This window comes from Xanthomonas sp. CFBP 8152 (assembly GCF_014199025.1).
GTDB lineage: Bacteria > Pseudomonadota > Gammaproteobacteria > Xanthomonadales > Xanthomonadaceae > Xanthomonas > Xanthomonas arboricola_B.
This window is the reverse complement of record NZ_JACHNO010000001.1, coordinates 564,769-578,455: the sequence shown is the minus strand read 5'-3', so window position 1 is coordinate 578,455 and position 13,687 is coordinate 564,769. Positions and strand designations below refer to the sequence as shown.

Here is a 13,687-nt window from a genome sequence, read left to right as displayed (position 1 = left end):
TGGGCACTTGGACGCTTGTCTGCGCCCTCGTATTAATAATCAAATTTTAACAGTTGACAAGCCCTTCACGAGCAAGGCGATGGCCCACGCGCCGTGACCCCCAGTGCTGTCTTCTGCGATCCCCAGAGTTCGGCCCCAGCCAAACCCGGCGTCATCTATACTCTGTGACCAAGAAATCTGCAATCGGAATCTCTCTCAACATGCCCCGTATTCGCCGTTGGCTGGGCTGGATCCTGGCCGCGTTCGTGGTGCTCGCTTTGCTTGGCGCTATTGCTGCCGGCGGCCTGTATTACGCCATTTCCTCCAAGTTGCCGGATGTGCAGTCACTCAAGCAGGTCCAGTTGCAGGAGCCGATGTACGTCTATTCCAACGATGGCCGCCTGATGGCCGTCTATGGCGAGACCCGGCGCTACCCCATCCAGATGAAGGACGTGCCGCTGCGCCTGAAGCAGGCCTTCCTGGCGACCGAGGATGCGCGCTTCTACGAGCACGGCGGCGTGGATTACAAGGGCATCGCCCGCGCGGTATGGCTGCTGGCCAGCACCGACGCCAAGCGCGTGCCGGGTGGCTCGACCATCACCCAGCAGGTGGCACGGCAGTTCTTCCTCAGTTCCGAATACAGCTATACCCGCAAGCTCGCCGAGATCCTGCTGGCGCGCAAGATCGAGAGTGAGCTGAGCAAGGACGAGATCTTCGAGCTGTATCTCAACAAGAGCTTCTTCGGCAATCGCGCCTACGGCGTGGGTGCTGCGGCCGAGTACTACTACGGCAAGAAGATGAGCGAGTTGAGCCTGGACGAGATGGCCTCGCTGGCCGGCATCCCCAAGTTCCCGTCCAGCGGCAACCCGATCAGCAACCCGGAGCGCGCGCAGGAACGTCGCGATTACTACGTGTTGCAACGCATGGCCGACCTGGGCTTTGTCAGCCAGGCCGAAGCCGACGCCGCCAAGGCGGTGCCGATGCATGCCAAGCCGCACGAGCCGCCGGTCGAGGTCTACGCCCCCTACGTGGCCGAACTGGTGCGTCAGGAAATGATCGCCAAGTACGGCGGCGATGTGCTCAACAAGGGTTACCACGTCACCACCACCATCGATGCCACGCTGCAGACCGGCGCCGATGCGGCGGTTGCCGAAGGCCTGCGCCTGTACGACCACCGGCATGGCTGGCATGGGGTGGAGCAGCATTTCGATGTCGCCGCCGATGCGGATGCGCCGGCATTGGCCAAGCATCTGTCGGGCGTGTTTACCCAGGGCGGCCTGCGCGCGGTGATCGTGGCACGCACTAATGCCGATGGCGGCGTGACCGTCGTGCAGAGCGACAAGACCGAGCTGACCCTGCCGGCCAGCGCCAGCCGCTGGACCAGCAAGACGCCGGCCAAGCTGCTGACGCGTGGCGACCTGACCCGCATCCGTGCGGGTGAAAAAGACGGTGAATGGATCATCGACCAGCTGCCGCGCGGCCAGGCCGCGCTGGTGTCGCTGGATGCCAACAGCGGTGCGCTGCGTGCGCTGGTCGGCGGTTTCAGCTTCGCCGGCAACAAGTTCAATCGCGCCACCCAGGCGCGCCGCCAGCCCGGCTCCAGCTTCAAGCCATTCGTGTATGCGGCAGCGTTCGAGAAGGGCTTTAACCCGGCCTCGATCGTGCTCGATGCACCGGTGGTGTTCCGCGACCGCCGCGGCAAGACCTGGTCGCCGCAGAACGACGGCGGCGGCTTCCGCGGCCCGATGCGCTTGCGCGAGGCGTTGGTGCAATCGCGCAATCTGGTGTCGGTCCGCTTGCTGGACGCGATCAGCGTCGATTTTGCACGTAAATACATTAGCCAATTCGGCTTCCAGGAAGCCGAGCTGCCGCCCAACCTGTCGATGTCGCTGGGCACCGCGTCGCTGACGCCGTTGTCGGTGGCGCGTGGCTATGCGGTGTTCGCCAATGGCGGCTCGCGGGTGGAGACCTGGATCGTGGACGAGGTCAAGGACCGCGACGGCAATGTCGTCTTCAAGGAAGTGCCGGCGGTGGCCTGCCGTACCTGCGCATTGCAGGGCGGCAATGTCGCGCCGGTGAGCCAGGTGGTGGACGGCTTCAACTTCGGGGCCCCCGCGCTGCCCAAGTCGATCGAGCCGACCACGGCGACGCCGGCCACGCCGGCGGAGACCGCCCCGGCTGCCACCACCGAAACCAAGATCGCGCCGCGTGCCATCGACGAGCGTACCGCCTACCAGCTGGTGTCGATGATGCGCGACGTGGTCCAGCGCGGCACCGGCACTGCGGCCAAGGTGCTCGGGCGCGAGGACGTCGGCGGCAAGACCGGCTCGACCAACGATCACCGCGACGCCTGGTTCTCCGGTTTCGGCGGTCCCTATGCCACCACGGTGTGGGTGGGTCGCGACGATTTCCGTTCGCTCGGTTATCGCGAGTACGGCGGCAAGGCGGCACTGCCGATCTGGATCGACTACATGCGCGTGGCGCTGAAGGACAAGCCGATCGCCGCCAACGATCCGCCAGACGGCATGACCCAGGCCACCATCAATGGCGCGGTGGAATGGGTGAAGAACGAGGATCTGGATCGTCTGCAGGACTATGACTACGGCCTGCGGGAACAGCAGGACGAGAAGGCGTTCGATATCTTTTGAGGGCTGGGATTGGGGAATCGGGAATCGGGAATCGGGATTGGGGAATCGGAACGGCTTCGTCCGCTCGATTCCCTGATCGGTTTTGCGGCATTGACGGTCTTCAGGTTCAGTAGAAGGCACTGGGCAATCACCGTTGCGTGATTGCCCTTTCGGGGTAAGCGCGACGCGTTCGCCACCTCTTCATGCCGCTGTTGTAGAGTCGAACCAGGTTCATTAGGGGAGCCCGGTCATGCATCACGCGCGCGAACACGCCGATACGCGAACCCGAGAACGGCGCCACCGTCTGGCGCACGAAGCGGCCCGGTTGATGGCCGAAGGCGGCATCCGCGATTTTCATCAGGCCAAGCTCAAGGCGGCCAGCCGGTTGGGCATCCACGACGACGCATCGCTGCCCCGCAATCGCGAGATCGAAGATGCATTGCGCGAGCACCAACGCCTGTTCGCCGGGCCTGGGCACGGGGTGCGGCTGCGCCAACGCCGCGAGGCCGCATTGCGCGCGCTGGAGTTCCTCAGCCCGTTCCAGCCGCGCCTGGCCGGCCCGGTGCTCGATGGCACGGCCGACGCCAATGCGCCGGTACAGCTGCAGCTGCACAGCGACGATGCCGACGCCGTGCAGCGATTTTTGGAAGAACATCGCATTCCGGCCGAACTGCGTACGCGCCGGCTACGGCTGGACCGCGAGCGCACTGCCGAGTTTCCGGTGTGGTTGTTCAGCGCCGAAGAGCTGACCTTCGACCTGACCGTGCTGCCGTATGACGCCCTGCGCCAGGCGCCGTTGTCGCCGCTGGACGAAAAACCGATGCAGCGCGCCTCCGCCGCCCAGCTGCGTCAGCTCTTGGCAGAAGACGACAGCGGCGACGCCCTGCCGCGCGCGCGCTGATCGCAGCGCGTCATCACGCGCGCGCACCGACCACATCGCTACCCCGTAAAAGCAAAAACGCCCCGCGATGCGGGGCGTTCGTTCAAGCAGACAACCGCAAGCGCTTAGCGCTGACCGGCGTCGGTGTAGTCGCGCTTGTCGTAGCCGGTGTAGATCTGGCGCGGACGGCCGATCTTCATTTCCGGATCGACCTGCTGCTCCAGCCAATGCGACACCCAGCCGGCGGTGCGTGCGATGGCGAACATCACGGTGAACATTTCCACCGGAATGTTCAGCGCCTTGTAGATCAGGCCCGAGTAGAAGTCGACGTTCGGGTACAGCTTGCGCTGCACGAAGTAGTCGTCCTTCAGCGCCGCTTCTTCCAGCTTCAGCGCCACTTCCAGCAGCGGATCGTTGACACCCAACTCGCCCAGCACCTTGTGGGTCATCTCGCGGATGATCTTGGCGCGCGGGTCGAAGTTCTTGTAGACGCGGTGACCGAAGCCCATCAGGCGGAACGAGGAGTTCTTGTCCTTGGCCTTGGCCACGGCGGACTCGACGTTGTCGGCGGTGCCGATCTCTTCCAGCATCTTCAGCACCGCTTCGTTGGCGCCACCGTGTGCCGGGCCCCACAGCGCGGTGATGCCCGCTGCGACCGAAGCGTACGGATTGGCACCGGTCGAACCGACCAGACGCACGGTCGAGGTCGAGGCATTCTGCTCGTGATCGGCGTGCAGGATGAACAGCAGATCCAGCGCCTTGGCCACCACCGGATTGATCTCCAGCGGCTCGCTCGGCACTTCGAACATCATGTGCAGGAAGCGGTCGACGTAGTTGAGGTTGTTGCGCGGGTAGCGGATCGGCCAGCCGATCGAATAACGGTACGCGGCAGCAGCCAGGGTCGGCACCTTGGCGATCAGACGGATGGCGGCCTGGCGGCGCTGCTCCGGATCGTTGAGGTCCAGCGTGTCGTGGTAGAACGCCGACAGGGAGGCAACCGAACCGGCCAGCATGGCCATCGGGTGGGCGTCATGACGGAAGCCACCGAGGAAGTTCTTCAGCGACTCGTGCATCATCGTGTGATGCGTGACTTCGTGGTCGAACTTCTTGAATTCGTCCGCGGTCGGCAGCTCGCCGTTCATCAGCAGGTACGAGACTTCGAGGAAGCTGGACTTCTCGGCCAACTGTTCGATCGGGTAGCCGCGATACAGCAACACGCCGTTGTCGCCATCGATATAGGTGATGGCCGACTTGCAGCTGGCGGTGGCGGTAAAGCCCGAGTCGTAGGTAAACAGACCGGTTTCTTTGGTCAGCTTTGAAATATCGACGCAATCATTGCCAAGCGTGGGCTTGAGAACCGGCAGAACGACCGACTTGTCGCCGGCGTTGAGCGTGACCTGATCAAGATCGGACACTGTGTACGCTCCTTCAGTGGAAGGCACCTGTCACCAAGCGGGCAGGCACGTGATGGAAGTCCAGGGCATCGCCCCGGATCACGTCATTATCGCACAGCAACATTTTGGCCGTCGCTTGGACAGAAGTCGTAGACGCCCCCGTCGAAGGCGTGAAAGCGAAGTTGCCAACGCCCCAAAAAACAACGGCCGCGCAATGCGCGGCCGCTGCCGGTACAGCCCGTCCTGCAAGCTCAGCGCGCGTAGCGCTTCTGGAACTTGTCGATCCGGCCGCCGGTGTCGATCACCTTGTGCTTGCCGGTATAGAACGGGTGCGAGGCCGAGGAGATATCCACCTTGATCAGCGGGTATTCCTGGCCGTCTTCCCACTTCACGGTCTCTTTCGAGCTCATGGTGGAACGGGTCAGAATCTTGAAATCGGACGTCACGTCGTGGAAGACGACGTCGTTGTAGCTGGGATGAACGTTATCTTTCATGGACTTGGCGCCGGGCTGCCTGGATAAGCCGGGCATTATAGCGGCCACCAGGCGCCCGGCGCAAGATCGCCCTAGCTTGCCGCCAGGGCCCCTGCGACCAGGCCGAAGAATCGCTGGCGATCGTAGTCCAGCAACAGGTTGGCGTTGTCGGGGGTGCCATCCCGGCGATCCCAGTCCACCAGGGTCATGCCGCGGGTGTGGGTGCCGGTCAGCTCGATATGCACCGGCCGCTGCTCCAGCCGCTGCGCGCCCTCCGGGTGCAGCGCGAACGCCATCGCCAGCGCGTCGGCGGCGTACCAGTACTCGCCGCGGCTGTCTTCGGACCACAGGCGGGTCTTGCGCGAGATCTCCTCATAGAAACGCGCCTGCGCGGAGTCGGCCGTCAGCCATTGCTCGACATCGCGATGCAGCAGACCGTGCGCGACGGTGGCTTCCCAGTCGGCGACGTCGAACTGCGGAAAGCCGCGGAACACGATATGCGCCGCTTCCGGGTCGAAGCCGATATTGAATTCGGCCGCGGCGGTGATGTTGCCGTGCCCGGTCAGCGCACCGCCCATTACCACCAGCCGCGCCACGCGCTGCGGCAGGGTCGGATCCAGCGTCAGGGCCAGGGCCAGATTGGTCAGCGGGCCGAGCGCGACCAGCAACAGCTCGCCGGCGTATTCGTGCGACAGGCGCAGGATGGCCAGCGCGGCGTGCTCGGTCTCGGCAGTGCGTTTGGCCGGCGCCAGGCCGACATCGCCGAAGCCGTCGATGCCATGCACATGCGCCGCGTCCACCGAGGGGTGCAACAACGGCTGCGGGCAGCCCGCATAGACCGGCACATCCTCACGCCCGGCAATCTCACAGACCTTCAAGGCATTGCGCACGGTGTGCTCCAGGCCCACGTTGCCGGCGGCGATGGTCAGGCCAACGACGTCATGCCGGGTATCGTTGAAGGCCATCAGCAAGGCCAGCGCGTCGTCCACGCCCGGGTCGGTGTCGATCAGCAGCGGTATCTTGTTTGTCATGGGATTGGAGATTGGTCATTCGGGATTCGTTGCCGCATCTTCGCAAGGATCGGCCGGTCACGCGAACCTATAGGCCGCAGCAGCTAGCTCTGACCAATCCCGAATCCCAATCCCCGCCGCTCACGCGGCGGCGTAACGCACCGCGCTGCCGATCCAGCGCGCGACCACGCGGTCGGCAATCTCCGGCGCTTCGGCCAACAGCCGCTCGGCGAGCACCTGCACGCGCGGCAACAGTCCGGCATCGCGGGTGAGATCGGCGATGCGGAAACTGGCCAGGCCGGTCTGCCGCGTACCCAGCAATTCGCCGGGGCCGCGCAGCTCCAGATCCTTTTCCGCAATCACGAAGCCGTCGCTGGTCTGGCGCATGGTTTCCAGGCGTTGCCGCGCCATCATCGACAACGGGGCCTGATACAGCAACACGCAGCTGGACGCGGCCGCGCCGCGCCCGACCCGGCCGCGCAACTGGTGCAACTGCGCCAGACCCAGGCGCTCGGCATTCTCGATGATCATCAGCGAGGCATTGGGCACGTCCACACCCACCTCGATCACCGTGGTGGCGACCAGCAGATCGGTATGGCCCTGCTTGAAATCCAGCATGGCCTTCTGTTTTTCCGCCGCTTTCATGCGCCCGTGCACCAGCGCCACGCGCACGCCGGGCAATTGTGCGGACAGGGCTTCGAAGGTAGCCTCCGCCGCCTGGGCTTCAATCCTTGGCGGGCCACTGGGCGCGCCCTTGCCGGGCTCTTCGCTTTCTTCGATCAAGGTGCAGACCCAATACGCCTGGCGCCCCTCGGCGCAGGCGGCGCGGATGCGCTCGACCAGGTCCGGCCGACGCTCGGCACTGAGCACGATGGTCTGCACCGGCGTGCGCCCGGGCGGCAGCTCGTCGATGGCCGAGACATCCAGATCCGCATAGGTGGACATCGCCAGGGTGCGCGGGATCGGCGTGGCGGTCATCACCAACTGATGCGGCACGCTGCCGGCGGCCGCACCCTTGTCGCGCAAGGCCAGGCGCTGATGCACGCCGAAGCGGTGCTGCTCGTCGATGATGGCCAGTGCCAGATCGTGGAAGACCACCGCGTCCTGCATCAGGGCGTGCGTGCCGACCACCACCTGCGCCTGGCCGGAGGCCACCTCGGCCATTGCCGCGGCGCGCGCCTTGCCGGTGACCTTGCCGGCCAGCCAGACGATGCGCACGCCCAGCGGCTCCAGCCAGCCACGCAGATTCGTCAGGTGCTGCTCGGCCAGCAGCTCGGTCGGCGCGGCCAGTGCGACCTGCTTGCCCTGCTCCACCGCCAGCATCGCGGCCAATGCGGCGACCACGGTCTTGCCGCTGCCGACATCGCCCTGCACCAGCCGCAGCATCGGCGACGGTTTTGCCAGGTCGCGGGCAATCTGCGCGAACACGCGCTGCTGCGCACCGGTAAGCTGGAATGGCAATGCCGCACGCAGCTGCTGCACCAGGGTGCCGTTGCCAGGCAGCAGCGGTGCGCGGAAGCGCTGCAGGGCGATACGCTGGCGACGCAGGCTGAGCTGATGTGCCAGCAGTTCTTCGATCGCCAGGCGTTGCTGGGCCGGATGACCGCCTGCGAGCAGTTGCTGCGGGTCGGTGTTCACCGGCGGGCGATGCATGGTCAGCAGCGCGCTGCGCAGCGACGGCAGTTGTGCGTCCTGCAGCCAATGCGGCGGCAGCAGTTCCAGCGCGGCCTCGGCCGGCAAGCGCTCCAGCGCCTGGCCGATGAGTTTGCGCAACGTGGCCGGGCCCACGCCTTCCAGCACCGGATAGACCGGATCCAGGCTGTCGCCCAGCCCGGCATCCTCGCCCGGTGCCAGCACGCGGTAACTGGGGTGTACGATTTCCCAGCCGTTCTGTCCCGGCTTGGGCGTGCCGAACACCCGCAGCCGCGTGCCCGGTGCGAACTGCGCGACCTGCGCCGCGCGGAAATGGAAGAAGCGCAGCACCACGCTGCCATGCGACTCGTCCGAGACCGCCACCCGCAACACCGGCCGGTAACGGAAGCCGCGCTCCACCGCATCCACACGCCCTTCGATCTGCGCCGGCACGCCGCTCTGCAACTGCGCGATCGTGGTCAGCCGGGTGCGGTCTTCGTAGCGCAACGGCAGATGCAGCCACAGATCCTGCAGCGTCAAGATGCCGCGCGCAGCGAATTTCTCGGCCACCTTGGGGCCGACGCCGGGCAGGCTGGCAAGCGAGGCCTGGCCTGCGACGGCCAGGCGCGGGGTGACGGTCACGGCACGCGGCACGGCAGGGCGCTCGGGTCAGCCGAGCTGGATCAGTCGAGCACCATCACCGCATCGACCTCGAAGCCGGCACCCTTGGGCAGGCCGGAAACCTCGATGGTCGAACGCGCCGGGAACGGCGCCTGAAAATACTCCTGCATTACCGCGTTGACGGCAGCGAACTGGCCGAGATCGGTGAGGTACAGGCCCAGCCGCACGATCTTGTCGAGCGAGCCACCGGCGGCTTCGGCCACCGCCTTGAGGTTGTCGAACGCGCGGCGTGCCTGCACGCCGACATCGCCCGGCACGATCTCACCGGTGGCCGGATCCAGCGGGATCTGCCCGGAGAAATACACCGTGTTGCCGGCACGCACGGCCTGCGAATACGGGCCAATGGCGGCAGGCGCCTGGTCGGTATGGATGATCTGGGACATGGAAGCTCCACTGCAAAGATGTGTGCTGCAGTTTAGGCGTTTGTGCGGATTTGCTCGACTGTTGCGCACGATCTTGTTGCCACGCATCTTGCGAAGATCGCCAGGCACCGTGCTGGCGTACCGGACAGATCGCGCTGCACGGGCGGCGTGGAGCCTGACCGAGCACGCGCGCGGCGCTCGCTACCTGTCGCCGCGGCAGACCTGAAACCCGGCGTCGCCGCATCAATGCACGCTATTGCGCAGGCGGCCTCAGCGCCGCCTCTCGACAGGACCTGGCCGCTACTGCCGCCCCACGCTCTGCACCACATGCAGCCGCCGCAGCCGGCGCATCACCTCGGCCAGATGGCGGCGGTCGCGGACCTGGATGTTGAAGCGCAGCACCGCCGCATTGAAATCGCGGTCCAGGTAATCCACGCGTTCGATATTGGACTGGCTCTGCGCGATCGCCGCGGCCAGCTGGGCCAGCACGCCGGTGCGGTTTTCCACCTCGACCACCAGTGCGGTGTCGTAATCGCCGGTCACGCCCGAGTCCCAGTCGATCGGCACCCAGCGTTCGGGCGATTTGCGCAGCTCGGCCAGGTTTGGGCAGTCCAGACGGTGCACCACGATGCCCTTGCCGGCGGTGTGGTAACCCATGATTTCGTCGCCGGGAATCGGCTGGCAACAGTTGGCGAAGCTGATCACGCCGCGTTCGCTGCCGTCGATCAGGATCTTTTCGTGCGAATGCTTGGAATGGCCGCCACCGCGCAGTTCGGCGTAGGCCATCAGCGCCTGCGCAGCCTGGGTCGGCATCCAGTTACCCAGCGCCACATCGGCCAGCAAGGCTTCCAGGCGTGGATAGCGATGCTCGGTGAGGAAGGCGTCCAGGCGCCCCTTGGGCAGCCGCTCCAGCGAGCTGTCCATCGCTTCCAGCGCGCGATCGAGCATGCGGTGGCCGAGCTGCACGGCATCCTCGTGTTCGAGCTGCTTGAGCTGGTGACGGATCGCGGTACGCGCCTTGCTGCTGACCACGAACTCCAGCCACTGCGGCTTGGGCGTGGCCGAGCGCGCGGTGATGATTTCCACCGCCTGGCCGCTGGCCAGCTTGGTGCGCAGCGGCACCAGCTTCTTGTCCACCCGCGAGGCGACCGCGCGGTTGCCCACGTCGGTATGCACCGCATAGGCGAAATCCAGCGCGGTGGAGTTGCGCGGCAGCGCCAGGATCTTGCCCTTGGGCGTGAACAGATAAACCTCGTCCGGGAACAGGTCGACCTTGACGTTGTCCAGGAACTCCAGCGACGAGCCTGCCGCGCGCTGCGAATCGATCAGCTCCACGATCCAGTCGTGCGCACGGCTCTGCGCGCTGTTGGGCGAGGCCGAGCCGACCTTGTAGGTCCAGTGCGCGGCCACGCCACGTTCGGCGATCAGGTCCATCTCTTCGGTGCGGATCTGCACCTCGATCGGCGAGCCGTACGGGCCGAACAGCACGGTGTGCAGCGATTGGTAGCCGTTGGCCTTGGGGATCGCGATGAAATCGCGGAAGCGCCCGTCCAGCGGCTTGAAGGTGGCATGCACCGCGCCCAGCGCGTGATAGCAATCGGCGACCGAGCGCACCACCAGGCGGAAGCCGAACACGTCCATCACCTGGTCGAAGGTCTTGTTCTCTTCGTGCATCTTGGAATAGATGCTCCAGGGCGTCTTGATGCGGCTGACCAGACGATGCTCCAGCCCTTCCTTGGCCAGCCGCTGCGACAGCTGCACCTCCACCTGCGCCATCGATTCGCGCCGCACGACCGGCTGGCTGCGGATATGTTTTTCGATGATGGCGTGACGCCAGGGATACAGCGCGCGGAACCCCAGGTTCTGCAGCTCGGACTTGATCAGGCTCATGCCCAGGCGCTGGGCGATCGGCGCGTAGATTTCCAGCGTTTCGCGCGCAATGCGGCTGCGCGCCTCGCTGCTCTGCGCGCCCAGGGTGCGCATGTTGTGCAGGCGGTCAGCCAGCTTGATCATGATCACGCGCAGGTCGCGCGACATCGCCAGCAGCATCTTGCGGAAGCTCTCCGCCGCCGCTTCCTGGCGGTCTCGGAACTTGAGCTTGTCCAGCTTGGTGACGCCATCGACCAGCTCGGCCACCGCTTCGCCGAATTCCGACGCCAGCTCTTCGCGGGTCAGCGGGGTGTCTTCGATGGTGTCGTGCAGGATCGCGGCGATCAGCGATTCCATGTCCAGGCCGAGCTCGGCGAGCACGCCGGCCACCGCGACCGGATGGGTGATGTAAGGCTCGCCCGACTTGCGGGTCTGGCCGGCATGCGCGGTGGCGCCCACTTCCCAGGCACGCCGCAGGATCGGCAGCTGCTCCTTGGGAAGGTAGCTGGCCGCGCGTTCGAGGTGCAGGACGTAGTCGGGGATGGCCTGGTCGGAAGACGGAGACGTCACGACGGTCGCCTGGGCAGTGGGGCCTGGGTTCATGCCGGAAGACTATGCCAGCAACGCAGTCACGGCAAACGTTTGCACACTGCACACGCCGAAGCGGGCCTGAAACGAAAACAGCCCGCACATGGCGGGCTGTTCAGATCGATCGCAGCGATGCGAACGATCAATCGTCGTTCTTGGACATGTCTTCGTCGGCGACGACTTCGGCAGCGGCCCATTCCAGCGCTTCGCGCTCGGCGCGCTCGCGCTCGGCCTTCTCGACTTCGTCGATCAGCGCATTGTCGATCCGGCGTGCGGCGATTTCGCGCAGCGCCATCACGGTGGGCTTGTCGCTGGCGTCGGCATTTTCGATCAACGGCTGCACGCCGTTGGCGAGCTGACGGGCGCGCTTGGACGCCATCATGACCAGCTCGAAACGGTTGTTCACGACTTCCAGGCAATCTTCTACGGTAATGCGGGCCATGCGGGCTCCCGGCGACCGGCAATGGCCGCGCATCGAATGAGGGAAAGGGGGCGGAGTGTACGCCCGAGCCGCCGTCACGGCAACCTGGCCTATTCAGTTTCCTTTGGAATCAGGGATTTGAGTCGATCAGTCCAGCAGTGCCTGGATCAAGCCGGCATGCCGCTGCTGTTGCGCCTGCCGGCGCAGCCGGCTGGCGGTGAAGATCGCACACATCTCCGAGACAGCGGTGTCGAAGGTCTCGTTGATGATCACGTAATCGAACTCCTCGAAATGCAGCATCTCTTCGCGGGCGGCAGCCAGACGCTGCGCCATCACGTCCTCGCTGTCCTGGCCGCGCTTGCGCATGCGCTCGTCCAGCGCCTGGCGCGACGGCGGCAGGATGAACACGCTGACCGCATCGGGCACCTTCTGGCGCACCTGGCGCGCGCCCTGCCAGTCGATCTCCAGCAGCACGTCGTGACCGGCCGCCAGCTGCGGCTCCACCGACTGCCGCGCAGTGCCCTTCCAGTCGCCGTGCACCAGCGCATATTCGAAGAAGTCGCCCGCTTCGATCATGCCCTGGAACTCGTCGGCGGAGACGAAATGGTAGTGCTCGGCATGCCGTTCGCCCGGCCGTGGCGCGCGCGAGGTGAACGAGATCGACAAGGCGATCTTGGGATCACGCGCCAGGGTGGCGTTGACGATGCTGCTCTTGCCGGCACCGGAAGGGGCCGCAACGATATAGAGGGTGCCGCGCATTTTAGGGAATAGAGAGTCGGGAATGGGGAATGGGGCACCGCGCAAAGCAAGCAGGCCAAGGGTGAATCGTACCTGCTTTGACGATTCCCCATTCCCGATTGCCTATTCCCGGCTATTCGATGTTCTGCACCTGCTCGCGGATCTGGTCGATCAGCACCTTCAGATCCACCGCAGCATTGGAGGTGCGGCTGTCCACCGACTTGGAGCCGAGCGTGTTGGCTTCACGGTTGAACTCCTGCAGCAGGAAGTCCAGGCGGCGGCCGACCGGCTCGCGCTGCCTGAGCACGCGGCGGATCTCGGCGATGTGGCTGGACAGGCGGTCGAGCTCTTCGTCCACGTCCAGCTTCTGCAGCCACAGCACCAGTTCCTGCTCGGCGCGCCCCGGGTCCACTGGATGCGGCAGATCGGCCAGGCGGGCGGCCAGCTTGGCGCGCTGACCTTCGCGGATGACGGGAATCAGCGTGCGCACCTCGGCGGCGATGCGTTCGATCGCATCGACCCGTTCGCTGATCGCATCGGCCAGCTTGCCGCCTTCGCGCTCGCGCGCGGCAACGAAACTGTCCACCACCTCGTCGAGCAATGCCAGAGCCTGCGCCTGCAAGGCCGGTGCGTCCACGTCCTGCACCTGCAGCACGCCGGGCAGTTGCAGCAGATCGGTGAAGCCGACCTGCAGCCTGGGGAACATGCCGTCCAGGCGCGTGGCCAATGCACCCAGTTCCTGCAGCAGCGATTCGTTCACCGCCAGGGTCTGCGCGTTGTCCGGCGCGCGCAGGCGCAGCGCCAGATCCAGCTTGCCGCGGCTGTTTTTCGCCGCCACGCGCTCGCGCAGCAGCGGCTCCAGCGCACGCAGTTCTTCGGGCAGGCGCACGCCCACTTCCAGAAACCGATGGTTGACCGAGCGCAGCTCGCAACCGAGCGTGCCCCAGGGCGTGATGCGTTCGCCACCAGCAAACGCGGTCATGCTTCGAATCATCGTCAGTCCCGTGCCTTCAAAGCGCGAATGGTACCCTAG

At 65.5% G+C, this 13,687-nt stretch carries 11 protein-coding genes; 2 read left to right on the top strand and 9 right to left on the bottom strand.

Translation table 11 applies throughout. The features are described 5' to 3' along the window. Positions 1-200: 200 nt before the first annotated feature. On the top strand, positions 201-2,627 hold the full coding sequence (locus tag FHT09_RS02460; protein ID WP_104605027.1) for a penicillin-binding protein 1A: 2,427 nt from the start codon (positions 201-203) through the stop codon (positions 2,625-2,627). A 229-nt stretch (positions 2,628-2,856) separates the two neighbouring features. After that, positions 2,857-3,507 (top strand): hypothetical protein, encoded by a 651-nt coding sequence (locus FHT09_RS02455; protein ID WP_104536192.1) that lies wholly within the window; start codon positions 2,857-2,859, stop codon positions 3,505-3,507. 104 nt (positions 3,508-3,611) lie between these two features. Here FHT09_RS02455 and FHT09_RS02450 read toward each other — a convergent pair whose 3' ends face one another. The 9 genes from FHT09_RS02450 to FHT09_RS02410 all read right to left on the bottom strand — a co-directional run bounded on the left by FHT09_RS02450 (position 3,612) and on the right by FHT09_RS02410 (position 13,648). After that, the gene (locus tag FHT09_RS02450) at positions 3,612-4,901 is read right to left on the bottom strand and encodes a citrate synthase (protein ID WP_024938127.1); all 1,290 of its coding nucleotides are present in this window, start codon (positions 4,899-4,901) and stop codon (positions 3,612-3,614) included. 230 nt (positions 4,902-5,131) lie between these two features. Further along, the gene (locus FHT09_RS02445; protein WP_024938126.1) at positions 5,132-5,374 is read right to left on the bottom strand and encodes a type B 50S ribosomal protein L31; all 243 of its coding nucleotides are present in this window, start codon (positions 5,372-5,374) and stop codon (positions 5,132-5,134) included. 71 nt (positions 5,375-5,445) lie between these two features. Then, on the bottom strand, positions 5,446-6,384 hold the full coding sequence (locus FHT09_RS02440; RefSeq protein WP_104605029.1) for a nucleoside hydrolase: 939 nt from the start codon (positions 6,382-6,384) through the stop codon (positions 5,446-5,448). Positions 6,385-6,504: 120 nt separating this feature from the next. Beyond that, entirely contained in the window at positions 6,505-8,649 is a 2,145-nt protein-coding gene (gene recG / locus FHT09_RS02435; protein WP_104605031.1) for an ATP-dependent DNA helicase RecG, read from the bottom strand. 29 nt (positions 8,650-8,678) lie between these two features. Continuing rightward, positions 8,679-9,059 (bottom strand): RidA family protein, encoded by a 381-nt coding sequence (locus FHT09_RS02430; RefSeq protein ID WP_024938123.1) that lies wholly within the window; start codon positions 9,057-9,059, stop codon positions 8,679-8,681. A 279-nt stretch (positions 9,060-9,338) separates the two neighbouring features. Further along, positions 9,339-11,510, bottom strand: a complete 2,172-nt coding sequence (locus tag FHT09_RS02425) for a bifunctional (p)ppGpp synthetase/guanosine-3',5'-bis(diphosphate) 3'-pyrophosphohydrolase (RefSeq protein WP_104536195.1) — start codon at positions 11,508-11,510, stop codon at positions 9,339-9,341. A 127-nt stretch (positions 11,511-11,637) separates the two neighbouring features. Continuing rightward, a complete protein-coding gene (rpoZ, locus tag FHT09_RS02420) occupies positions 11,638-11,937 on the bottom strand; it encodes a DNA-directed RNA polymerase subunit omega (protein WP_002812428.1) in 300 nt (99 codons plus the stop codon). A gap of 126 nt (positions 11,938-12,063) precedes the next feature. Continuing rightward, positions 12,064-12,675 (bottom strand): guanylate kinase, encoded by a 612-nt coding sequence (gene gmk / locus FHT09_RS02415; protein WP_005996765.1) that lies wholly within the window; start codon positions 12,673-12,675, stop codon positions 12,064-12,066. Between the two features lie 112 nt (positions 12,676-12,787). Next, the gene (locus FHT09_RS02410; RefSeq protein WP_054592128.1) at positions 12,788-13,648 is read right to left on the bottom strand and encodes a YicC/YloC family endoribonuclease; all 861 of its coding nucleotides are present in this window, start codon (positions 13,646-13,648) and stop codon (positions 12,788-12,790) included. Between the last annotated feature and the right edge of the window lie 39 nt (positions 13,649-13,687).